The sequence below is a fragment of the Desulfovulcanus ferrireducens genome, from assembly GCF_018704065.1.
Taxonomy (GTDB): Bacteria; Desulfobacterota; Desulfovibrionia; order Desulfovibrionales; family Desulfonatronovibrionaceae; genus Desulfovulcanus; species Desulfovulcanus ferrireducens.
Window position 1 is genome coordinate 19,929 of sequence record NZ_JAGUQP010000026.1, and the last position, 23,204, is coordinate 43,132.

The 23,204-nt window shown below is 42.6% G+C and carries 16 protein-coding genes; 4 read left to right on the forward strand and 12 right to left on the reverse strand.

Annotated elements, in window-relative coordinates; translation table 11 throughout:
* Positions 1-157 precede the first annotated feature (157 nt).
* The 3 genes from alaS to metG all read left to right on the forward strand — a co-directional run bounded on the left by alaS (position 158) and on the right by metG (position 5,757).
* A complete protein-coding gene (gene alaS, locus KFV02_RS09320; RefSeq protein ID WP_252381278.1) occupies positions 158-2,800 on the forward strand; it encodes an alanine--tRNA ligase in 2,643 nt (880 codons plus the stop codon).
* Between the two features lie 85 nt (positions 2,801-2,885).
* Positions 2,886-3,725: a PSP1 domain-containing protein gene (locus KFV02_RS09325; RefSeq protein ID WP_434800291.1), complete on the forward strand. Its 840-nt coding sequence runs from the start codon at positions 2,886-2,888 to the stop codon at positions 3,723-3,725.
* Between the two features lie 109 nt (positions 3,726-3,834).
* Positions 3,835-5,757 (forward strand): methionine--tRNA ligase, encoded by a 1,923-nt coding sequence (metG, locus tag KFV02_RS09330; RefSeq protein ID WP_252381293.1) that lies wholly within the window; start codon positions 3,835-3,837, stop codon positions 5,755-5,757.
* Between the two features lie 388 nt (positions 5,758-6,145).
* On the opposite strand, the gene KFV02_RS09335 is transcribed toward metG, so the two are convergent.
* The 12 genes from KFV02_RS09335 to KFV02_RS09390 all read right to left on the reverse strand — a co-directional run bounded on the left by KFV02_RS09335 (position 6,146) and on the right by KFV02_RS09390 (position 21,381).
* Entirely contained in the window at positions 6,146-7,624 is a 1,479-nt protein-coding gene (locus tag KFV02_RS09335) for a prepilin-type N-terminal cleavage/methylation domain-containing protein (protein WP_252381279.1), read from the reverse strand.
* Between the two features lie 129 nt (positions 7,625-7,753).
* A complete protein-coding gene (locus KFV02_RS09340; RefSeq protein ID WP_289510135.1) occupies positions 7,754-8,152 on the reverse strand; it encodes a GIY-YIG nuclease family protein in 399 nt (132 codons plus the stop codon).
* 196 nt (positions 8,153-8,348) lie between these two features.
* A complete protein-coding gene (locus KFV02_RS09345; protein ID WP_252381281.1) occupies positions 8,349-9,008 on the reverse strand; it encodes a type II secretion system protein in 660 nt (219 codons plus the stop codon).
* A 265-nt stretch (positions 9,009-9,273) separates the two neighbouring features.
* Positions 9,274-9,849, reverse strand: coding sequence for a type II secretion system protein (locus KFV02_RS09350; protein WP_252381282.1), 576 nt, complete (start codon positions 9,847-9,849; stop codon positions 9,274-9,276).
* 418 nt (positions 9,850-10,267) lie between these two features.
* Complete coding sequence (locus tag KFV02_RS09355) at positions 10,268-10,984, reverse strand: hypothetical protein (protein WP_252381283.1); 717 nt, start codon at positions 10,982-10,984, stop codon at positions 10,268-10,270.
* Positions 10,985-11,066: 82 nt separating this feature from the next.
* Positions 11,067-12,656 (reverse strand): pilus (MSHA type) biogenesis protein MshL, encoded by a 1,590-nt coding sequence (gene mshL / locus KFV02_RS09360; RefSeq protein ID WP_252381284.1) that lies wholly within the window; start codon positions 12,654-12,656, stop codon positions 11,067-11,069.
* A gap of 365 nt (positions 12,657-13,021) precedes the next feature.
* Positions 13,022-13,666, reverse strand: a complete 645-nt coding sequence (locus KFV02_RS09365) for a hypothetical protein (RefSeq protein WP_252381285.1) — start codon at positions 13,664-13,666, stop codon at positions 13,022-13,024.
* Positions 13,667-13,790: 124 nt separating this feature from the next.
* The gene (locus KFV02_RS09370; protein WP_252381286.1) at positions 13,791-15,599 is read right to left on the reverse strand and encodes a hypothetical protein; all 1,809 of its coding nucleotides are present in this window, start codon (positions 15,597-15,599) and stop codon (positions 13,791-13,793) included.
* Positions 15,600-15,937: 338 nt separating this feature from the next.
* Positions 15,938-16,339 (reverse strand): hypothetical protein, encoded by a 402-nt coding sequence (locus tag KFV02_RS09375; protein WP_252381287.1) that lies wholly within the window; start codon positions 16,337-16,339, stop codon positions 15,938-15,940.
* Between the two features lie 149 nt (positions 16,340-16,488).
* Positions 16,489-17,715 (reverse strand): type II secretion system F family protein, encoded by a 1,227-nt coding sequence (locus KFV02_RS09380; RefSeq protein ID WP_252381288.1) that lies wholly within the window; start codon positions 17,713-17,715, stop codon positions 16,489-16,491.
* Between the two features lie 470 nt (positions 17,716-18,185).
* Complete coding sequence (locus KFV02_RS09385) at positions 18,186-19,832, reverse strand: GspE/PulE family protein (RefSeq protein ID WP_252381289.1); 1,647 nt, start codon at positions 19,830-19,832, stop codon at positions 18,186-18,188.
* Between the two features lies 1 nt (position 19,833).
* On the reverse strand, positions 19,834-21,381 hold the full coding sequence (locus tag KFV02_RS09390) for an AAA family ATPase (protein WP_252381290.1): 1,548 nt from the start codon (positions 21,379-21,381) through the stop codon (positions 19,834-19,836).
* A 231-nt stretch (positions 21,382-21,612) separates the two neighbouring features.
* On the opposite strand from KFV02_RS09390, the gene KFV02_RS09395 reads away from it, so the two are divergent.
* Positions 21,613-22,341 (forward strand): sulfite exporter TauE/SafE family protein, encoded by a 729-nt coding sequence (locus KFV02_RS09395; protein ID WP_252381291.1) that lies wholly within the window; start codon positions 21,613-21,615, stop codon positions 22,339-22,341.
* Positions 22,342-23,204: the final 863 nt, after the last annotated feature.

A 23,204-nucleotide genomic window follows, 5' to 3' on the forward strand; every position in this document is an offset into this window, starting at 1 on the left:
CGTAATGCTAACAGCGAAGCGAAAACTCGGAATCATCTAAAGCTCGCTTGTAATACATTTCAGAAAATATGCTCTTCGAAAATGCTGTAATGTCAACAAGTTGAACAAGTGGGAAAGTTGAGTTACTCAATCAGAAAGAGATAAAGGAGATAAATTGGTGTTCAAAGCTAGTGAGATCAGAGAAAAATTTTTACAATATTTTGAGGAAAACGGGCATACAATAGTCCCCAGCTCGCCTTTAATTCCCAAAGACGATCCTAGCCTTCTTTTTACCAATGCAGGCATGGTCCAGTTTAAAAAGGTCTTTTTGGGTCAGGAAAAGAGGGATTATATTCGCGCGACTTCAGCCCAAAAGTGCCTGCGCGTAGGCGGAAAGCACAATGACCTGGAAAATGTGGGCCGTACAGCCAGGCACCACACTTTTTTCGAGATGCTGGGGAATTTTTCTTTTGGGGATTATTTTAAAGAAGAGGCCATAAGACTGGCCTGGGAGTTTTTAACCAAGGAACTGGAGCTGCCCAAAGAAAAGCTTTATGCCACAGTATATAAAGATGATGATGAAGCCATTTTGCTCTGGAAAAAAATCGCCGGGCTTCCTGATGAAAAGATTTTTAGGCTGGGAGAAAAGGATAACTTCTGGTCCATGGGCGACACAGGTCCATGCGGACCGTGTTCAGAGATTCTCTTTGATCAGGGTGAACATATGGCCTGCGGACCTGACTGTGGAATAGGTGAATGTGATTGCGACCGCTATCTCGAGATCTGGAACCTGGTTTTTATGCAGTATGACAGGGACGAGAGCGGCAAATTAAATCCTCTGCCCAGGCCAAGTATTGATACAGGCATGGGACTCGAGCGAATAACCGCTGTATGTCAGGGAGTCTATTCAAATTTTGATACGGACCTGTTTACTGGACTTATTCAGTTCACAGAGGCAAAGGCCGGGGTAAAGTACCGGGAAAATGAAGATACTGATACAGCCCTCAGGGTTATTGCTGATCATAGCCGGGCCATGGCCTTCATGCTGGCCGATGGAATTTTGCCCTCCAATGAAGGGCGCGGCTATGTACTGCGTCGCTTGATTCGACGGGCCTTTCGCTTTGGCCGCCTTCTGGGCCTAAAAGATCCTTTTTTGTTTGCTGTGGCCGACGAAGTAATTAATGAAATGGGAGAGGCTTATCCGGAATTAAAAGCAAGCCGGGAGTTCATGCTCAAGGTTATTCGCCAGGAGGAGGAACGATTTTCCGAGACTCTGGATAAGGGATTAAAAATTTTAGAAGAAGAGTTACTGAGTTTGCAAAAGCAAGGGGTACAGACCATCCCCGGTGAGGTAGCCTTCAAGCTGTACGATACTTATGGATTTCCTATAGATATCGTCAATGATATTGCTGAAAAACAAGGCTTTGACGTTGACGAAAACGGATTTAATAAATGCATGGCCGCACAAAAAGAGCGGGCCAAATCAGCCTGGAAGGGAAGCGGAGAAAAGGACCTGGCTGGCCAATTTAAAAGGCTTATTGCTGAAGGTTTACAGACAGAATTTGTTGGTTATGACCGGTTAACTGCCACGGCCCGTGTTGTTTATCTTCTGGATGAGCAAGCCCTTGGCGTGCTGGCACATAGTCTGAGCAAAGGACAGACAGGATTTGTAGTCACTTCCAGGACACCTTTTTATGGTGAATCCGGTGGTCAGGTCGGAGACAAGGGACAGATAAAGACAGCCTCCGGCATCTGTGTTGTTGAAGATACAATAAAACCGGCGGCGGAACTTATTGTACACAAAATACGGGTAACTCAAGGTGAAATCCTGCTGGACCAGGAAGCCGAACTTCAAGTTGACGAAAAAAAACGCATGGCAACAGCCAGAAATCATACCGCCACCCACCTTCTGCATGCTGCCTTGCGAAAAATTTTGGGAGAACACGTCAAGCAGGCAGGCTCTTTGGTCGAAGACAAGAGGCTGCGCTTCGACTTTACCCATATTCAGGCCTTGAGTCCTGATGAAATCAAGGCCGTGGAAAAGGAAGTCAACACTGCAATCTTAGCCAATTTGCCCGTAAAGACCGAAATTATGCCTTATAATCAAGCCGTAGCCAAAGGGGCCATGGCCCTTTTCGGAGAAAAGTACGCAGACCAGGTACGCGTGGTTACCGTGCCTGGAGTATCCATAGAGCTCTGTGGCGGAACGCATTTGCAGAGTACTGGCCAGATCGGCTATTTCAACATTGTCTCCGAGAGCGCAGTAGCTGCCGGGGTACGCAGAATCGAAGCGATTACCGGCTTTGAGGCCATCCACTGCCTGCAGAATCTCAAGCAGGAGATGGAAGAGTTACAATCCCTGCTCAAAGCCGGAAGCGGTCAACTTAAGAACAAGGTGATGGCCCTGCAGGAGCAGATAAAAATCTTGAACAAGGAAAAACAGGCCCTGGCAGACAAGCTGGCATCGGGCCGTGGTAAAGATCTACTTCAAGAAGCACAGGAGATAAACGGTATAATGGTTCTGAGCCAGAAAGTAGAAGCTCCGGATGTAGGCGCCCTGCGTAAGCTCATGGATGATCTTCGCTCAAAGTTAAAATCAGGAATTATCTTGCTGGGCTGTGAACAAAAAGGTAAGGCCATGCTTATCCTGTATGTAAGCAAGGACTTGCACGACAAATTTACAGCTCCAGCATTGGTTAAAGAAGTTGCCAAAGAAATTGGTGGCAGCGGAGGTGGTCGCCCTGAACTGGCCCAGGCAGGCGGACCAAATATCCAGGGACTGGATAAGGCTTTGGAAAAAATAAAAGAATTGATAAGCTAACCAGGGCTAAGGAATGGCTGAAGACGAAAGTTTTTTAGCCATTCCTTAGCCTAACTTCAACAACCCAACAAGCACAATGAACTCAATGAACCCAACACCCCCCGTAGACTCAACAAACTCAAAAAAAATAGTAGGTATTAAATTCAGGGAATCAGGGCCGGTTTATTATTTTCTGGCCAGTCCTTTTGTAATCAATGAAGGTGATAAGGTAATCGTAAAAACAGAAGAGGGGTTGGGACTAGGGACTGTGGTTATAACCCGTGACAGTCTGCCGGAAGGCTTTAAGGAGGAAGATTTAAAATCTGTCTTTCGTTTGGCTAATGAAGAAGATTTAAAAATCGTAGCGGAGAATAAGGTCTTGGCTAAAGAAGCATTTGCTTTTTGTAAGAAGTGCATCGAGAAACATGACCTGCCCATGAAGCTGGTGGACGTGGAAGTCTATTTCGACCGGAGCAAGATGATTTTTTATTTTACCGCGCCCATGCGCATAGATTTTCGTGAGCTGGTCAAGGATTTGGTTCGCCAATATCGGACCAGGATCGAGTTACGCCAGATTGGCGTACGCCATGAAACCCAGATGCTCGGGGGAGTAGGTAATTGCGGACAAGTCTGCTGTTGCCGCCGTTTTCTTCGCAAATTTGAGCCGGTGACCATAAAAATGGCCAAGGACCAGAACCTGTTTTTAAATCCTGCCAAAATTTCAGGTGTTTGTGGTCGATTATTATGTTGTCTGGCGTTCGAGCAGGATCACTATGCCGAATTTCAAAAAAAGTTGCCCAAGATGGGCAAGCGCTACCAAACAGATCAAGGCATGTTGCGCGTCATCAGAGCGAATATTTTCCGCGATACAATCACTGTCTTGAATGAAGAAGGCAAGGAACTGGAAATAAAAATGAAGGACTGGCAGGCCATGGTGAAAAAATAGACAAGAACGGGGAAGCGAGGGCACGGCGAAACAGAAATTTTCTTTAACATTTTCTCTTTTTCTTCCCCCCTTGTCTTAGCTTCATTAAATATATTGAGGGAGGTTAATGTTGAATACCTTTTTTATCTCCACACCTATTTATTATGTTAATGCCAAGCCCCACCTGGGGCATGCTTATACGACCATTGTTGCTGACAGTGTAAACAGGTTCCATAAATTACAGGGTAAAGAGACCTACTTTTTAACCGGGACAGATGAACACGGTGACAAAATAGTCCAGGCTGCGGAGAAGAACAAACAAACTCCCAAAGAGTATGTGGATATAATCAGCAAACTCTTCAAAGACACCTGGCCTGGGCTGGAGATAGAATATAATCGGTTTATCCGGACTACCGATCCTGATCATATTGCCTGCGTGCAGACTTTTCTGCAACGTGTCTATGACAACGGAGACATTTATTTTGGCGAATATGGCGGCTTTTATTGTTTTGGCTGCGAACGTTTTTACACGGAAAAGGAACTTCAGGATGGTCTTTGCCCAGACCACCAAACCAAACCGGAATTTATCCAGGAGAAGAATTATTTCTTCCGGATGAGTAAATATCTAAAACCCCTTAGAGAATATATTGAAAGCCATCCCGATTTTATTCAGCCCGAACGCTACCGCAATGAAGTCCTGGGCTTACTTAAAGAGGATCTGGGAGATCTATGTATTTCCAGGCCAAAATCCCGCCTTACCTGGGGTATTGAACTGCCCTTTGACAAAAACTTTGTTACTTACGTCTGGTTTGACGCCCTGATTAACTATATCACCGCCCTGGGATGGCCAGACGGAGAAAATTTTCAGAAATTCTGGCCTAATGCCCACCATCTGGTGGCCAAAGATATTTTAAAACCCCATGCTATTTTTTGGCCTACCATGCTCATGGCCGCAGGCGTTGATCTGTATAAAGGTTTGCGCGTCCACGGCTATTGGACGGTCAATGAAACCAAGATGTCCAAAAGCCTGGGCAATGTAGTCTCTCCAATGTCCATGAAGGACAAATACGGGCTTTCCGCTTTTCGCTACTTCTTACTCAGGGAAATGCAATTCGGTCTGGATGCCAGCTTTTCTGAAGAGGCACTGGTTGGACGCTTAAATGCCGATCTTGCCAATGACCTGGGCAACCTGTTCAGCCGGGTTCTGACCATGACTAATAAATACTTTGCCGGTGAGGTTCCAGAACCGGGTAGCCTGGAAAAGATTGACGAGGATGCGCTGGAGCTTGGCTTTAATGCCCTCAAAAATTACCAGGATCTTTTTCCAAAGTTTCAATTTTCCAAGGCATTAAGCAGCCTGTGGGAGCTAGTCCGTCATTTAAACAAATATATTGATACCTGTGCGCCCTGGAGCCTGTATAAAAATAAAGAAACCGAGCGGTTAAAAACCGTGATCTATATTCTCCTGGAAGGAATGCGTAAAATCGGGCTGCACTTGTGGCCGGTTATGCCTTCTACCAGTATTAAAATGCTCTCGCAACTGGGAGTGGATTTTGATTTACAAAAAGTAAACCTGGACCAGGAGACCAAGCAATGGGGAGGTTTGAAACCAGGCATTAAAGTAGCAAAAAAATCTAACCTGTTTCCACGCCGCGAACTAAAGCTGGAAAAATCTTGTGAGACTAAAACAGAGGCCCAAAAAGTTCGAAAAAGCCAAAAAGAAAAGAACTATATCGAATTTGAAGACTTTGTGAAGGTGGAACTAAAAGTAGGCAAAGTGGTCAAGGCCCAAAAAGTTCCCAAAGCCGATAAGCTATTGCAGGTTTTTGTGGATTTAGGGGAAAATGAACCACGACAGGTTGTAGCCGGTCTTGCTGAATACTATGAACCGGATGAGCTTATAGGTAAACAAGTCGTTGTAGTTGCCAACTTGAAGCCACGCAAATTAAGAGGCGTACTCTCCCAGGGAATGATTCTGGCTGTGCAGGCAAAAGGAAAAATGGAACTGCTAACGGTCAGTGGGGAAGTAAAACCGGGAAGCAAAGTTTCGTAGCCCTAAATTGAGCGATTCTTTTGCGGTTTAAAGTTTGAGATTTTTTTATGACATTGCGAGGAGGGTTGAGATTACGATGTTTGAGATTGCTTCGCTCCACTTCGTTCCGCTCGCAATGACAGGGGCGAGCATATTGTCATTGTGAGGGCAGCGAAGCTGCCCGTGGCAATCTCACCCATTGGGTGAGAATAGCTGGCTCTAAATCTACTTGTATTCCAATGTGTTTGAACATCTGGGCAGGAATTTGAACATTTGGGAAGAAAAAAGTTGAGTGATAAAATAGCTGGAAGCATGAAAACTGCACTAAATGAAATCCCTGGGAGCAAGTTTCCAGTTTAAGACTTTTTGGGGATTTCATTAAAGAGGCAAGAACAATCTTTGCAAAAAATTACAGAAATTTAATCCCAAAATCAGAAATAGTAACATTTTGGGTTTTACCTCTAGTACTCTGAGTCCAGCCAAAAATAATATAATCCATGTTAGAAATGGTCACGCTATCTTGAATAGTCGGCGTTGTGCCATTGTAAGAACTGGTCAAGTCGCTACAATCAATACAATCAACCCACGCCCTGAGCTGAAAATCTCCTGATGTAGCATTACGATCTACCTCCAAACGAAACGTATGCTCCATAGCATCTTCTAGCCAAGTCACCTGCGTTGTATTATAGTAACCTAAATCACCATATTCATTATTTTTTGGGTCGCCCTTATCTGGATCTCCCGCACCATGTGTCACATCATCATCAACATCTTCAACAAGCTTTTTTTTGCGTTTTTTCTCGTATTTTTCTCCCCAGTACATAAGAGATACATGATTGTATGGGGAATAATCATTAAAACCTCCATCTGGATATGTATCAACCTCTACAGCCATTTTTGGGTAACGAACAGGCTCTGTAACTCCATTATCTCCGGCATAACCTAAATAGCCTTTATCCTTGCCGCAAACAGTGCAATCATTGTTTGCTGCGGAAATTAGCGCAAATGTAAAACCATCAGCAAAATCTTTGCTGCTAAGACTTGAATCAATATCGGCAAATCTGAACTTAAAAAATACTCGTACACCATTTCCAAAAGTACAATTCCCATTGTTACAGGGACCAGAATCTCCGGAATACCAGTAACAACCGTAAGCATTTCTATACCCATTACCCAAATTTATAGTCTTATTTTCTTGAACGACCGTTATACTTTGTTTTTTACGGGGATAAATTGCTGCGCCTTGCACAAAATCATCCATGTTTTGCGCAAAAGAAATGTCAGCTCCCAGGGGTCCACTTTCAGAACCAGATGCAGAAGTACATATTTTTTGTTTTAAGTAACCTAGGGTCACGTATTCAACAATATCGTCATAAGGCTCTGGTCTATCTACATCCTCTGGATAGTCGTCCACCTTCTGGCCATATTCGTAAATAGTTACATCATCGGTATTATTGCCCAACTGCAAATTAAAATTCTCCCCCTTACTGGCAATGACAAAGGCAACATTATCCCTTGTATCTGATCCTAGAATTACGCTTAATGTAGAATTATCTTGCGAACATATACTATCGTCGGCAAGCAAGTTACTAGCTGGCCTGTAAAAGAGCGTCCCTTTTCCAAAGATTTCCTCACCGTGTCCGATTTGATCCGGAGAAGAAGGCAGCTTGCCATTCATCACTGCATATCCCACAATCTCATCCCTGGCTATCCGAACCAACCGCCTGGCATTTGTTAACCTATCTCTTTTTATACTTTTTACTATCGCCGGCACGATCATGCTCGCAATCAGGCCAATAATGACGATAATAATGGCCATCTCCACAAGGGTAAAACCCCTTTTTGTTGAGTGGTTAAGTGGCTGAGTGGGGGAGTGGTAAACTCTCATATTTTCCTCTTCTTTCGTAAAGATGAGTTGAGTGAAGAAATATTGACATATACCTAAGTTGAGCGATTCTTAATTTAATTTTACATTAAACACATTGAGGTAAAAGTAAATTTTGAGCCAGGCTATTCTCTACCCATTGGTTAAGATTGCCACGGGCAGCTTCGCTCCCCTCGCAATGTCAATCTCGCCCATGTCATTGCGAGCGGAACGAAGTGGAGCGAAGCAATCTCCTAGTACCAACCCACTGAGAGATCCTTCCACCCTTTTATTTTCCTTCTCAATCAAGGCTATCTTCTTCGCCCTAGAACCTGACTTTATCTGCTTCTCCCGAGCAATAGCTAAATTTATATCCTCATAAAACTCATAATAAACCAGCTTGTTGATACTATACCTTGCTGTAAAAGAGTTTGGCTTTACCTTGTTCTTATGCTCGCAAACCCTCCGTTGCAAATCATTACAAATCCCAGTGTATAAAACCGTGTTATTTTTATTGGTCATTATATAAACATAATAGTTGTGCTCTCTCATAAAAAACAATTTTTCTTGGTTCACGGTAAAATGTCAACGATGAAAAATCTTTCCCTCAATGCTTGAGATTGCCACGGGCAGCTTCGCTGCCCTCGCAATGACAATCTCGCCCATGTCATTGCGAGCGAAACGAAGTGGAGCGAAGCAATCTCAAACTTGGTAATCTCAACCCTCCTCGCAATGTCATAAAAAAATCTCAATCAAAAAGGGCTTGCAATTCCGAAGCAGTAACGATTAATGCCAGGTCATCATAACTTGCATCATCAGGATGATAAAAATTGGGTGGGTTGTCAGGATCTAATGCCGCAGCCAGTGTATCAGAGCTTACAAATCTGTCCCCATAAGAAGAATCATCTGCCTGGCCGTTTTTCCCAAAACTAATAAGGATAAATGCCACGCCGGTGCGTTCCTTATTGTGGACATCAATAACTTTGGAGTCTGGGCTGATTGTAGCCCTTGCCTGGTCCTGGGCCAGGTTTGCTATGACATAGTCACTGCTCTGACTCAAGCCATCTCCGCCCTGCTCAAGTCCCTCTAAGAATCTGAGCCGATTTCCCCAGGCATCTTTTATGCCACACAGGCAAACATCAACATCTTTGGTTTGATCTACACTGGAACAATCAGGTGCAGGTGTATAATCTGGATATTTATTGGTATAAGCAATTCGCCTGAACAAACAATCCTTGGCCTGATTCAATGCCGAACGCGTTGCTGCAATTTTGCGGGCCTGCATCAAGGAGGTCCAAGACAAAACACCACCACCAATAAGCAGACCAACTATAACCAAAACCAAGGCTAATTCCACAAGAGTGAAACCATTTTTTACGGTTCTATTTAGCCTGGATACTATCAACATAACAAGCCTGTAATATTATCGCTTATTTCTTTTCCGTAAGACAAACAAAAAAGCGGATGCTTATAATTTGCATCCGCTTTTTATAATTAGATATTTTTTACTCATCGTTCAAAGTATAAGAGAGCTAAAGAAAGCTCTTTGGTATCATTGGCTACGTACATCGATCTAACTACTACGCCAATGCTTAGTCCATAGACAATTTTTAAAACCCAGGGTCCTACTCAGTTCTGCAAGCGGGACTAAGCTTATAGCGACCCTACCACTTCTAAAACCGAATAAAGGTGTTACCTATCGAACCACTTGCTGGGACGTAGTCCTCACTGGCCACTACAGAACCGGTATTATAAACACCATCGTCTAGTTTGGTGTCGATTTCCAAAGCCACATCCCAGGGCAAATTGTCTAGGCGAAACCAATGGTCTGTAATGCCGCCAGCAGGAGTCTGCCAATACAATAAAATGAGATCGCCAAAAGCATGCTTAGGGTAGCTATCGGTACCATCTCCATCGTAGCTTCCTGAAATCATACCCGCTTTTTGCAGGTCTTCGAAAAGCATATCGCTTTCACCAAATTCTATCTGACCGTCACCATCGCCATCATGTGTATCGCCATCAGGAAAATTTGCCGAATTTTCATCCCCTGGATACATACCATAGCGGTCATAAAATGTTAAGGTCGCAGCGCGAATAGAATCTACCGCCTTCATTACATTTTTGACCTTTGCTTCCTGAATGAGTGAACGGCCCTTGAGTACTCCTGCTATAAGCAAACCAACAATAACCAAAACAATGGCCAGTTCCACTAAAGTAAAACCTTCTTCTCTTTTAACTTCTTTTAACATAGAATTTCCTCCTCCTACAAATTAAAATTTAGTTCAATAAATTTATTCATAATGACATACAAAAAAAACTTTAGCAAGCTTGTTGCCAAATAAAACTTAAGCCTGACGAAAATTACCCTCCCCGCATACACCAAGAAAAATATTTATTGTGTTCTCCCCGAAATGACAACTGCCAATAAAGTATTTTTTTTCAGCAAATTAGCCTATATACCGCCCTTTAACTTTCCGGCCTTTCTATTAGACTCACTAAACTCTCTCAACACGACCTTGTTTTTTGTTGTTTAAGACCTCGTTGGTAACATTTTATCCATAACACATGAGACGATAGGATGACACTTAATTCTCGATACTCTCCTCAAGCAACCTATAAAATATCTTAATGCCCGACGTTTAACCTTTCGGTTTCGTGTCTTTTTGTTTAACGTTCTTCGAATATTCTTTCCAGGCGCAACACACGCCTGTCTGTTGGATAGTTCTGAATCAATTTTGTATACTCCTGCTTGGCCAGCATAAACTTTCGCTGACCTAGTAAAGAATAGATCAAGTTAACACGACAGACTATATCCCCACGATTTCTTATCAGGGCCTGACGAAAAAATTGTTCTGCCTCCTGAAACTTTTTTTTCTTTAAAGCCAGGACACCTTGCCATTTAAGTGTCAAAAAATTGTCAGGACCCAAAAGCTGATTTACCTGAGCCAGTAACCGGTTGAACTCTTCTTCATCTCCTTTGTTCAAGGCCGATGCAAGCCGTGCATTGAGACTCAAGACTCTTTTATTGCGCTTAGCCTGAGCGAAAAAATGTTTTTCCAGGGCCAAAGTGGGTTTTTTAAATTCTTTAGGCAATACCTCTTCTTTTTTTGAGACCTTCTTTTTCAACTTATCCACAGAGGCAAGGGCGAAAATACTGCCCTTATCACCTCCATTTTCTTCAACTCGAGATGTTGCGTTCTGACTTTGCGCCTTTACTGGCTCTGCCTTTTTGACCTTTGCCGTGGTCTTGCGTACCAAAGGCTTTTTTACCTCGGAAACTTGTTGAATCTCTCCTGCAGTCCAAAAAAAACCAACAAACAAAATAAAGCTGATTGCGAGAAGAAAAAAAAGTAGACGTGAGACAACCTCCCTGGGCTTGGGCATAGCGCCCACTGGCACCACCTTAGGTTGTCCTTGGACTTTCTGACGGCGAAGTTGTTGAAGGCTGCGGTAGATGAGACTCACGTCAAATAATTCTAATCGTCATTATAATAACTAACTCACGGACCTGTTCAGTATAATTCTTACCTTTAAATAACCATCCCAGAACAGGAATACGCCCTAACCCGGGGACTTCTTGATCTGTTTTACCAGTTGTCTTATCAATAAGCCCCCCCAGAATAATGGTGTCATTATTATGTACCTTTACGTTAGTACTTACATTTTTTATCTCAATCTTGGGCAAAGTGATTTTGCTTCCATCACCTGTTACATCGCGCAAAGTTAAACTATCAGGGTCAACCTGACTCTTGATAGGAAAAATTTGCAGGTCTGCTTCATTTTCATTATTTATAAAAGGAACAACTCCAAGCAATATCCCATCAAATACAGAGGCTACATCCACAGTATAAGTAACCTGACCATCTTCTTCCTGCCTGGTGACACTGCGCACATAGTTCTCAGATGTACCTGAAGTAAACAAAGCTGGCTGACCATGACGGGCGCGAACATGCGGGTTGGAAACAACCTTAACATTACCAAAAGTTTGCAAAGCCTCTATGGTAGTACGCATCGTTGAGGTGCGGTCATGGCTACCAATGGCACTATCGGGTTTAGTAACCACGGTTAGTGGGATCGTGCCCGCGCCTGCCCCGGTCCACCCAACGTTTACAGAGTAAGCAGTTCCACTAATCAGCCTCTCGGCCACATAGTTCCAGTCAATACCAAAGCGAAAGTCATCTTTTAAACTAACTTCCAGAATCTGAGCGTCAATAATTATCTGTTTTTTCATTTTTTTCTTCAACTGGCGCAAAAAACGACTCACAGCATTCATCTTTTGCGGGCTGGCGCGCACAACCAAAGTACCGGCCAAAGGGTCAAGCGTAAAATACTGGTCACCAGAGCTTGCGCCTGCAGTCGAAGAACCGGCAGAACCACCACCTGCAAGGATGCTGGCTATTGAGGTCTGAACAAAACTGTACAAAGAACCATCTGCAATCCCCTTACCTAAAGAGGCCGTTACCTGAAACTTGCCTGCCATATTGGCACTACCTTCACCCAAGGCCGAACCGAATACATCCCCACCATTATCTATCTCAACAGCAGTCTGAACATTTAAAAAACCAAGGTCAAAAGCCCTCTCTTCAAATCTCTTTACAAAAAGCACGTTGTCCTTGATCTCCCACGCCAGATCATAAGCCTGCAAAAGTTTCTCCACCACAACTGAAGAGGGTGTATCCTCAAAAGAAAGCGTGACCTTGTTCTCCAAGCTAATCCCGGGCTCGATAACCAGGTTTAAGCCAGCATTGCGGGCAATCACATATAACACATCATGCAATGGTTCATCTTTTACTGAAATAGAAACAGGGGTCTCCTCCAAAGGATTAAACCCCGGTATCTCCGGCTCAATAGGCACCTTTAAACGTGGAGTTGTCTTTTCTAGGTCGCCTTCCTTTTCTCTAACCCTGGCTAACGATTCTTGTTCAGCCTGGAGGGCCTTATATAGAGCATCATATCCAAGCTTGGGTTTAAGTCTGTCTTTTGGCGGGGCACAAGACAAACAAATACCCAAAGTCACAACTATCAAAAAAATAGTAAGGATTTTTCTTTTTATCATCTTCTTTTTTCAATTTATTGGTTTATTTTAGATTCCTAAGTTGTACGATTTTTAATTTAATTTTACATTAACCACATCGGAATAAAAGCAGATGTTGAGCAAGCGATTTTCACCCAAAGGATGAGATTGCCGCTGGCAGCTTCGCTGCCCTCGCAATGACAATATGCTCGCCCCTGTCATTGCGAGCGGAACAAAGTGGAGCGAAGCAATCTCAAGCCTGACAATCTCAATTCTTCTCGCAATGACAATGTAAAACTCTATATTAGCAACCTATTCAACAATTTATTATCGAACATTGGCTGCAAAAATAAGTTTTTTTCAGGCGCTTATTTTCATATCAAGCTTAATAAGATAGCTATCACAAATCACTTTTTCTGCAACTGTTTTAAAAGTTTTAATGCCTGCTCAGGCGATAAAAGTTGTTCTTTTGTTTGATTTGCATTCAATGTAGTTAGGGGTTCATCAGTTTGCATCTGGTTTGTAACAGGGTGAGATGTCGTGGATGATCGAGTGACAACATTCTGCGATTGTGCCGGTACAACTTTTTTTAACTCTACTTTTAATGGCGGTATCCATGGCACAATATACGTCTGCTTTCTTATATCTTGCAAATGAACACCATCCTGGTCAATAAGAGCAACCTTTCTTCCATCAGGCAATATGTCGCCAATTGTATAAAACTCACCATTTATAACAGCAAATTTTTTACTCTCTCCCAGAAAAATCAATTGCACCTCAAGGGGGCCAAGCCGTTCTAATGGGTCCACAATGAGCTCAGATAATAGCCGAGGAAAACTCTCCTCCAACCGCAAATTAATCAACTCAGCAGCCTGATAAATCAAATTCTGGTCGCTCTCAGGGGGCAATATGTCCACATGCTGCTCTACTTTTAGCTTCACTGGTAGAACTGAAACATTGGTTATCTTTTGAATAGACCAAAACAAAACTAAACCGGAAATTAAAATAACCAGCAAAAGACGAATGATACTTTGAATACGTAAGGGATGCATATTTTATTACTATGTGCTTAACTTGTACAATTGATTTGATATTTAACCTTTGAGACTGTAGAGCGCTAACGCGCCTCGCAATGACAAAGTAAGATTTCAAACGATTGACGTAACTTTGTAAAAATCACAAGCTGTGTAATAAGGTTAACGCAAAAAAGTTATTCTCCAGGCTTAAGTCAATATCTTTACGTAATATCTTATATCCAGCTTCCTCAAGCATAGCTAAATACTTGGTAAAAACAGACTGAGCTTGAATCAGGTCAGCATCTATTGTCCCTTCCAAGCGCACCTGAACGCCATCTTTAATATATTTTATTTCTAAAGCTTCAATTCGACATACTCGAGGCTTTAACTTAGCAAGGCCATTCCATATTTCTATTAATTTAGGAGACAGGGTAGCATCTTTGATATTTTGGGCCAATTCTCTTAACCTGCTTAAATCCTCTTTACTGTATCTTTGCAGCTTCTGCAAAGGCTCTTGCAATTCTTTGATATCCTTAACAAGCTCTTGAGCCTGCTGCTCTAGCTGAGAAATTTCCAGCTCCACTTGTTTATTTGTCTTGTCGAATAAAATTGCACTAGCACCAAAAGACAGGCTCAACCCCAGCATAGCGGCCCAAACCCATTTTTCAATCTTTTCCAAACCAAGGGCCCATATCTCATTTTTAGGCCCAAAACAGGCTTTTTTAGAAACATGACGCACCGCGCCGGGCAAACTAGACCAAACCTTACGCCCGTCTAGCTCAAGAATATAAAGTGGCCACCTATAAAAAGAAACTCCCTGGGGCAGGATCTGCGGCCAGACAGGATTATCAGCCAAACCCTCAAGCCACTCGATCTGTTCAATATCTTCTCCTCCAGACTGTGTTAACAGATCCTGCACACAGGCAAAAATTCCCTCTTGCAAAGCGTGTTCATCATCTCCAGCCAATGCATAACGCCTGGCCCAAAAAACTCGTCCTCTACGTCCAGCAAGAAGCAAAATGGCTTCCGGAATATGCAGAGCCAGAGCCACCGCCTTTTTTCTTTTCAAACCTAAAAAAAGACCATAGAGTAGCCCCAAGGTATCGAAAAGCAGATATCCCTGCCTCGTTTTTGTCGCCTTATCCAGGAGATTATAATGTTTCTCGCGGGGTAAAAGTTGATATAGAAATTCTGTTCGTGACTTGGAAATTTTTCGCCTGGTCACAAAATGAAGTTCATATTCATCAGTAAGTTCACCCTGTTCCTGCAATTTTTTTCTAGCCAGGATATGGGCATATTTAGGCTGACCATCAATGGTCAAAATTCCCATCTCAGGTGCCAAATAATAATCCACAAAATAAAGCAGATGCTTATTGTATTTATCAATATCAACATCTTGAGCTACAACATTGCCAGAAAACAGATACAATCCGCTTTCCAAATCGAGAACAAAATCAGGATAAGAAGTATGTTCAGCGATGTTCCACCCCTGAGTCAGTAGGATATCATCTTGAAGCTGCTTACTTTCTTCAAACTGACTCCGTTCCCAACCAGGGCCGGTTTCAGTCCAGGCTGACCAAGGTTGCGGAGACTGAGCAGGAGAAGATCCTTCGTCCGGACTTGAACCAAGAGGTAACGTCTCAACTGTTTCAGTTACTGTTGATGCTGTTTCTTTATCATCCTCTTTAATCTCTTGCCCGTTTTCCTGCCCCTCTCCTGGCTCTAGAGCTGGCTTTGAATTTTTCTTGTCAGGTTCTTGACTCTCCGGAAAAAAAAATTCAACTGCCGGCTCTTCTAGATCCGGCAGTTGCTCTGGAATATCATCATCCAGACTAACTTCAGGGATAGAACCCTTGTCCTCACTATAGGCAGAGGAATTAGCCCTTTTATCTGTCGACTCTGAAAACAGCTCTTCCTGCTGCTCCAATTCAGAAACTTTTTTTTGGGGCTTTTTTGTGTTATCAGACATTACTTTATATTTCGTAACTTATGTTGAGTTTCCCATCTATCCAACCGAGCTCACTGCAAAAATTTACTTTCTGCAGACACACCCTTCTCGTGTATTTCGTGGTTAAGTTGAGCGATTTTTAATTTAGTTTACTTAAACATATTGGAATAAAAATAGATTTTAAGCCAGCGATTTTCACCCAATGGGTGAGATTGCCACGGGCAGCTTCGCTGCCTCGCAATGACATAACGATCATCCTGTCATTGCGAGGAGCGAGCGTGAGCGAAACGACGAAGCAATCTCTAGCTTTAAACAGCAAAAAAATCGCTTAACTTAGGGTCGTGGTTGAAATGTGGCAATCATTGAAACATCCTTTTTCTCATCAAAAATTGCCCCTTTAATTTAATTTGATACATATCTTTCTCAGAATCAGTAACTTGTGCACGCAAATGCTGATCATTTGCTTTTTGTTTTGAAGCTGCAATTTTTATGAGCACAAAGAGTTCTGGTTTGAACCAATAGTCTTGCGGATAAGGACGGCCGCGTGAAACCAAATACACGAGTCCCTCCACTTGGGCCCAAGAAAGCTTCTGGTCAATATCTAATGGGTAAAGCAACCAATTATCCGCATCTAACCCTGCGGCATGAACTCGACTTAATATCTGCTTCCATCGCCTGACCTTTTGCGGGTTTGATTGAATTCTATGTAATTCAGTCTGCAACTTGCTGAGCTCACGCTCAACTTGTGCTCTTTTCTGCAAATTAGCCTTAAACCGACTATAAGTTTGAGCAAAAAAAATGCTCGCTCCTGCCAATGCCAAAGTAAGCACAATGCCAGTCGCCCAACTGATTATCTGACGTGTTTCAACTTTCATCTTTCTATTTCAGCCTCTTAGGACTTATATAAGCCCTAACTAATACCACTAATCAAGTCATAGATAGGCAGGAGCAGGCCGGCAATGATCATAGCAAACAAAATACCTACAAAAACTAACAGGGCCGGTTCCAGGGTCTTTCCCAAAACCTCTACAAGGGCATCTAATTTCTGCCGATAGACTCTCGCAATATATTCTGTTTGCTCCTCAATACGTCCAGTTTGCTCCCCAACCGTAATCATCCTCAGTGCAAAAGGATGCATGGCTTGAGTCTGACGCAATGCCTCGGATAAAGTTACTCCCCCTTTAATGGCGTCTTTTACCTGATTTAACCTTTTTTTATACACTTCATTACTAATGGAATCAATAATTATCTCTAAAGCACGCAAAACCCCAATTCCAGCACCAATAAGAATGCCCAAAAACTCACTCACTCTGGCCACCAAAGAAATTGTCAGGATATTGGACAAGAGAGGCAAATGCAATAGGACGTTATCGCTAAAATAGCGAAAATTATAAGACATGCGACGCACAATCATAACTCCAGCGGCTACAAAGGCCACAATAAAAACTGCCATGCCAAAATAATTCTGAAACAAATCAGAAATATAAATTAAAATACGTGTCGGCAAAGGCAGAGCAACCCCCATTTCTTTAAAAAGGGAAACCAGTTTGGGAACTACATACCAGAACCAGAATATAACTGCTCCTACTACCATCACGGAGAGAAACGCTGGGTACATCAATGCTCGTTTAGTCCCGCTAATAATTTCATGCAAATGCTGAATATGCTCGGAACATTTTTTGAGCATTTTATCCAAATTTCCTGTTTCCTCACCAATACGGATCATATGCAGAAGCACGGGAGAGAATATACGTCTATGTTTTTCAATTGCCTCGCCAAAAGTTTGACCACTCTCTATATCTGTACAAATGAGTCTTATGGTTAGTTTTAGAAAAGGATTTTCAGCGTCACCTTCCAATTCTTCCAAAGCAGATAAAATCGGGACTCCTGCCGAAAGAAGCATGGACAGGTTGTTGAAAAATTCGGCCAGCACAGGACGCTTAACATTGAGCAATCCACCTTTTATCGCGCGCATCAAAAAAGAAATAGTATCAGGTATTCGAGTGACCTCTAAAACAACACTACCGCGTCGTTCAAGATAGCGAAGAGCTGCACCAGGATCATCAAATGGCAATTCGACAAAACCGGTTTCTACTTCTCCTTGGGGTGTAAGCAGCTTGAATCTGAAGGTAGACATAATTTTTCAAATCATCCTTAAATTCGTAATCCATCAAAGATTATCGCCTGAATTTCCTTCACCATTACTTTATACCGCCTCACCCACTACTACCTAAATTGAACAATTTTTTCTAACTGCTTAAATTTATTGCTAACTGGTGACTGGATCCTTTTGCGAAACAAAAGTGCCTGCTCCCAGAAACAGAAAGGCTCGAACAACTAATTTAGCTGATGCAAAAACGCTCAATTTAGAAAATACATTTTCATGCACGGGGGGGGGACAAAATCTCTTGTCATTGACGTTTAGGAAAGTAAAAGTAAATTTTTCGCCAGCGATTTTCACCCAATAGATGAGATTCCACGGGCAGCGAAGCTGCCCTCGCAATGACAATTCGTTCACCCCCTGTCATTACGAGGAGCGAGCGTGAGCGAAGCGACGAAGCAATCTCAAAGTTTTTTAAGTTGCAAAAAAATCGCACAAAGTAGGAGCTAGTACCTCGTCGTGCCAAGAACCCTCTTTATCTCTTCTAAAGTTGTTAACCCTGCTTTGATCTTGGCCACACCAATATCAAACATACTTTTAAAGCCCTTTTGTTTAATTGTTTGAGCAAGCTCGTAAATGGGGACCCCCCTTTCCAAAAGAGAACGTAATTCACTATCCAAAAGTAAAATTTCATAAACTAATGTCCGGCCCAAATATCCGCTTTGAGCACACGAATCGCATCCTGCGCCGCGATATAGCTGATCGACATCTTCTTTCAGATAAGCTTTTTCCTCAGCCGATGGCACATAAGGCTGACGACAATGCTTACACACTGTGCGTACCAGCCTTTGACTAACCACACAGACCAAACTTTCAGCAATAGTTAAGTTGTCCACATTTAAATTCTGCAATCTGGCTATAGCACCAAGAGCTGTATTGGTATGTAATGTGGACAGGACCAAGTGACCGGTATTAGCAGCGGTCATGGCTGTCTTAGTTGTAAGTTCATCTCTCATCTCGCCAACCAGGATTACATCCGGGTCATGACGTAAGAAATAGCGCATGGCATTGGCAAAATCATAGCCTGCAGCCTCATTAACCTGGGTCTGTCTGGCCAAAGGCACGACATATTCAATGGGATCCTCTATGGTCAAAACATTTTTGCCCAAGAGGTCCAGAGTCATCAAACCGGCTACCAGAGTGGTGGACTTTCCAGAACCAGTAGGCCCAGTAAGAAGAACAATACCAAAAGGTTCGGCAAAGGCCTGCTGAATCAGACTTAGATCCTCAGGTAAAAAGCCCAAGGATTCCAAGCTGAAGCTGGCCCTTTCCTGAGAGAGAAGACGTAGAACTATGTTCTCGCCATAAGGCGTCACCACAGAGGAGGCGCGAATGTCATAACTTCTATTCAAAATTCTGGCAGTCCAGCGTCCGTCCTGTGGCAGCCTTTGTTCTGAAATATCCATGCCGGCCTGAAGTTTGATGGCTGTGATAATTCGTTTAAGCTGGACCGGAAAAAAATACTCGTTTCTTAAAACCCCATCAACACGGAAAGCTACACTAATGCCATTGCTCATTGGACGAATATGAATGTCTGTTGTTCTTCTCTTCACTGCCAACAAAAGAAGATGCTGAATAAAACTGTCAGGGCTAACTGTCATCCTGGTGTCGGCAGCAAGTACTTCAGCTTCTCTCTGGATAATAGACTCAACAGGGTTTTCCAAAAAATAAAAGTAGTTATAGATAGAAGTAACAACCTGTGTTTCTTCCGCCAGAACAAATCGAGGTCTTTTGCCTGTAAAACGAAGACAGGACTGTTCAATATTTTGGTTTGGCAAGTCCGAGGTCGCAATGAGGATATGATTGCCTTCCTGACGTAAAGGGAAAAAATACTGATTAAGACAAACGTTCCGATTAAATCTCTTCAAAATTGCCGGGTCTGGCTGCTCTCTGGATAGATCCATATATTCCAGTCCTAATTGCTCGGCTACGGTTTTAACCAGATCATATTCACTAACCAAGCCAACTCGGGTGAGTACCTGTCCTAACTTCTCTTTTGTAACCTTTTGCACCTGCAGGGCATAGTGCAAATGTTTATCTTCAATAAGGCCTTTCTCGATTAAAAGATCTCCAAGACGTAGAGGCTTGGACATTTTATTTAGCTCCTCTCTGTTCCAGCCAAAATAAAGTGATGTGATCCGGATAACCTGTCACAGGTAAACCACAATCTCTTTGAAAATCACTAATAGCAACCCAGGTTTTTTTTCCTGCTATCCCGTCAACTCTACCCGTATGATAACCAAGTTTACGAAGGAGAGTTTGCAAAATAGTAATTTCAGGACCTTTTGCCCGATAACAAAATTCTTTAACCATTATCATCGGACGCCAGATAACAATCCAAACCGGACCGTCAGGTACATACTTGGACCAATTCAAAGCAGACCAATTTAATCGCCTGTGTCCAGGTATATGGTCAAGCTCAAGGAGTTGTAATCCAGACGGCAAATGTCTCCGCAACAAATCTACACAGGCGTATTTCTTAGCCTGTTGCAGGTAAGGCATTAATTCCTCAACTCCCCATGGCTGCAAAAATTCTATCCATTCTCGTTCAATAGCATCCTGATCTTTTGCAGGCTCCATAACCTGACTAGCAGACTTCGAGCCAGGCGCTGGTTCTCCCTGGCGTACTATTTTCCCATAGACTATGGGACCGGACGAATCCAAACCCTCCTGCAACTTATAAAAAAGATAGCTGGGCAAATTGACGTCTCCCTTCTCAGGAAGCTCCCAAAGGGGGAAAAAAGTTGTGCACATCAAAAGCACAAGAATGCTTGTCAAAACCATGAGACGCTTCTTCCTTCGAAACTGACTCAACTGTCTGGATATATCTACCTGATAAATGGCAACATCTTCAATGGCAATCTTGATAATTTTCCTGCTTATCGTACTCTCGTTCGCAACAAACAGGGCATAGAGAGACCGCTCCATAACAAGGTTAACCAGGCGTAAATTCCCCTTGGTCGCGTTCCATAACAGATTAATAGCCTGCCGGGTGATCCTGAACTGCGACTCGGCATTAGCCAGTTTAAAGTCAATGTACCCTTTTAATTCTTCTCTGGTCAGATGAGGAAGTTCCAGGAAAATGCTTATCCGGCTACGCACTTGACGCATGCGCGGTTGATCCAAAAAAAGTTTAAGTTCGGGTTGGCCAATGAGCAGAATTTGCACCAACTTCTGCCCTTCCCATTCTAAATTGGAGAGCATACGTAAGGCTTCAAGACACTCACCGCTTAAGTTGTGAGCTTCATCAATAACTATAACGCAATTCTTATTCTCTTTATAATATTTGAGGAAAGATTGATAAAACTGGTCTTGTAAAGAAGACAGGCTTTTTTTGACGGGAAACCCAAAATCCTTGGCTAAAACCTGAAATAATTCAATTTTATTCAAGGCCGTATTAAAAACCCAAGCAAAAGGAATTTCTTCTTTTTTTAGTCTAGCCAGTAGCTGAAGCGACAATGATGTTTTACCTACTCCCACTTCTCCCATCAAAACCAGAAATCCTTTACGGGTCTCTATACCATGCCACAACTCTTCCAAAATACGTTTAGTAGCATCAGTATAGTAATATCCGCCAGAATCAGTAGCCACTGAAAAAGGGTTGAACTTTAAACCTAGAACAGAAAAAATATCTTGTTGCACTCTGTGTGCCCTCTTCCTGCTATTAGAAATTGTTAGTTAACCATTATCTATAGGAGGTACCCTGGTATACCTGACATTTAAATACCAGACTCTAACAATGCTTTGATTTAGATAGAACTTAGTATCATCCTGAAACGTTGGCTAAGCTGAACTTTACTCTAATCTTAGTTTAATTTAAATAGGTTGACTACCCCTTTTAATTAAAAAAAGTCTGCCTGCGAGTAAAAAATTATGAACATAGTTTTACCATTGGCCTTAATCACCTTTTTTGCCGGCTTCACCCAAGGACTGTCCGGATTTGGCTCTATCCTGGTTTCTTTACCTCTCCTGGCCCTGTTTCTGGACATAAAAACGGTCATCCCGTTAATCAGCCTTTTTGCCTTGGTCATCAATACCATCATTATTTACAAGATGCACAAACATCTGCGTTGGAAAGACCTCTACCCTCTACTTTTAGCCACTATTTTTGGTATCCCCACGGGAGTGTATATCCTAAAAATAGTATCACCGCAGATTTTACAGGTTGCATTGGGGGTTATGCTGATCCTCTTTGCCGGCTATGCCCTGTTTATACAGCTACCTCAAAAACGTCTTTCATCCGAGTGGGCTTGGCTGACAGGCTTCACTGCCGGGTGCCTGGGAGGCAGTCTTGGTGCAAATGGACCTCCCATAATCATTTATACCGCTATTCAACCCTGGACCAAAGATAAAATAAAGTCCACTCTGGCTGGATATTTTTTTGTAGCCGGTATAGGCATCTCCTCCACACATGCCCTAACCGGATTGATCACTCCCCTGGTCCTAAAACTTTTTTTTCTTGGAATAATTTTTCTCATCATGGGAGTGATGACAGGAATGTCCTGCTATAAACGCCTTAGTGAACAAAAATATCGCCAATTTATTAGTGTGCTCATACTCATCTTAGGGCTAGTTATGCTGAGTAAGGGAGTGACCAGTTAAATCACAGCCACGTCAAAAGTTGATGTTATGCCATAACCCCTTAAGAGCCTGTGCCCAAATCCCATTTAAACCGCTGATTGAAGGTCCTGGTTTCTGAAATGCATTACAAACGGCTTGGGTAACCCAATCTTAGTGAAGCTTGCGGATAAGCAGAGCATCGGGATGACAAAGCTAATATCCGGGACTACTTGCCATGACTATCTATAGTTTAAATTTAACGATTTTTTTGCAGTTCAAACTTTGAGATTGCTTCGTCGCCTCGCTCACGCTCGCTCCTCGCAATGACAGGAGCGAGTTCGTCATTGCGAGGGCAGCGAAGCTGTCCGTGACAATCTCACCCATTGAGTGAAAATCGCTCAACTTAGGCATAATAAAAGAATATTTATTTGTCCAAAATGTCCCTTTATGCTCTGTCCGCAAGCAAGTTTTGAGAACATGTCCAAGTCTTTGTTCCAGCATGAAAGAAACCAAGACTGGAATGAACTATGGAAATTAAGTTAATAACTCAACTTTCTGACACGATTAACATCCTCAAATTACTACACAATTGAAGAGTGCATTTTCTGAAATGCATTACAAACGGGTTGGGTAACACATCTTGGCGAAGATTGCGGATGTGCTGTGCATAGGGAGGTTATTCCATCGAACTTTCGAAACCCATCATAACAACAGAAAAGGCATTAAGTAACATTCTATTGACTAACCCCATTATGCACAGCCCGCAAGCAAGCCTTAGATGTGTCCAAGTCTTTGTCAGCATTGAAGAAAATGCGCTCGCAAATTAACTCAGCAACTGTGTTTTTTGTCAATAGTTAATGGTTAAAATTTATTGGTTAGTTTATTTTGTTTTCAAGAACAATTTT

What these genes read in the sequence shown, in the direction of transcription:
- KFV02_RS09325 (WP_434800291.1), top strand. Translation starts at nt 2,886, where the DNA reads ATGAACCCAACACCCCCCGTAGACTCAACAAACTCAAAAAAAATAGTA.
- KFV02_RS09335 (WP_252381279.1), bottom strand. Translation starts at nt 7,624, where the DNA reads ATGAGAGTTTACCACTCCCCCACTCAGCCACTTAACCACTCAACAAAA.
- KFV02_RS09340 (WP_289510135.1), bottom strand. Translation starts at nt 8,152, where the DNA reads ATGAGAGAGCACAACTATTATGTTTATATAATGACCAATAAAAATAAC.
- KFV02_RS09345 (WP_252381281.1), bottom strand. Translation starts at nt 9,008, where the DNA reads ATGTTGATAGTATCCAGGCTAAATAGAACCGTAAAAAATGGTTTCACT.
- KFV02_RS09350 (WP_252381282.1), bottom strand. Translation starts at nt 9,849, where the DNA reads ATGTTAAAAGAAGTTAAAAGAGAAGAAGGTTTTACTTTAGTGGAACTG.
- KFV02_RS09355 (WP_252381283.1), bottom strand. Translation starts at nt 10,984, where the DNA reads ATGCCCAAGCCCAGGGAGGTTGTCTCACGTCTACTTTTTTTTCTTCTC.
- mshL (WP_252381284.1), bottom strand. Translation starts at nt 12,656, where the DNA reads ATGATAAAAAGAAAAATCCTTACTATTTTTTTGATAGTTGTGACTTTG.
- KFV02_RS09365 (WP_252381285.1), bottom strand. Translation starts at nt 13,666, where the DNA reads ATGCATCCCTTACGTATTCAAAGTATCATTCGTCTTTTGCTGGTTATT.
- KFV02_RS09370 (WP_252381286.1), bottom strand. Translation starts at nt 15,599, where the DNA reads ATGTCTGATAACACAAAAAAGCCCCAAAAAAAAGTTTCTGAATTGGAG.
- KFV02_RS09380 (WP_252381288.1), bottom strand. Translation starts at nt 17,715, where the DNA reads ATGTCTACCTTCAGATTCAAGCTGCTTACACCCCAAGGAGAAGTAGAA.
- KFV02_RS09385 (WP_252381289.1), bottom strand. Translation starts at nt 19,832, where the DNA reads ATGTCCAAGCCTCTACGTCTTGGAGATCTTTTAATCGAGAAAGGCCTT.
- KFV02_RS09395 (WP_252381291.1), top strand. Translation starts at nt 21,613, where the DNA reads ATGAACATAGTTTTACCATTGGCCTTAATCACCTTTTTTGCCGGCTTC.